Raw genomic sequence first — 583 nt, forward strand, 5'->3', positions numbered from 1 at the left:
CACGGCGAACACCTGGCCTACGTGATCTACACGTCCGGCTCCACGGGCCGTCCGAAGGGGGCAGCGAACCGTCACCGCTCGCTGCACAACCGGCTGGCGTGGATGCAGCAGGCCTATGAATTGGGTGCGACGGACACCGTGCTGCAGAAGACCCCATTCAGCTTCGACGTGTCGGTGTGGGAGTTCTTCTGGCCGCTGATGTACGGGGCGAAGCTGGTGGTGGCCCACCCCGGGGATCACCGGGACCCGCAGCGGCTGGTGGAGCTGATCGGGCGGCAGCAGGTCAACACGCTGCACTTCGTGCCCTCGATGCTGCAGGCGTTCCTGGCGTACGAGGGGGCGAAGGCGTGCACGAGCCTGAAGCGCATCGTGTGCAGCGGAGAGGCGCTGCCGGCGGAGGCCCGGGACAGGGTGTTCGCAAGGCTGCCGCAGGCGAAGCTGTACAACCTGTACGGCCCGACGGAAGCGGCGATCGACGTGACGCACTGGACGTGCCGGGACGACGGCAGCAGCCAGGTTCCGATCGGACGTCCGATCAGCCAGACGCAGGCGTACGTGCTGGACGGGAGCCTGAACGAGGTGC

At 67.6% G+C, this 583-nt stretch carries 1 protein-coding gene; it reads left to right on the top strand.

Annotation, left to right across the window (positions count from 1 at the left end; genetic code table 11):
* A partial coding sequence (locus tag ACTJLF_RS34670) for an AMP-binding protein (protein ID WP_440884910.1) occupies nucleotides 1–583 on the top strand: 583 nt, incomplete at both ends.

The sequence above is a fragment of the Variovorax sp. 22077 genome (genome assembly GCF_052044195.1).
Taxonomy (GTDB): Bacteria; Pseudomonadota; Gammaproteobacteria; order Burkholderiales; family Burkholderiaceae_C; genus Variovorax; species Variovorax atrisoli.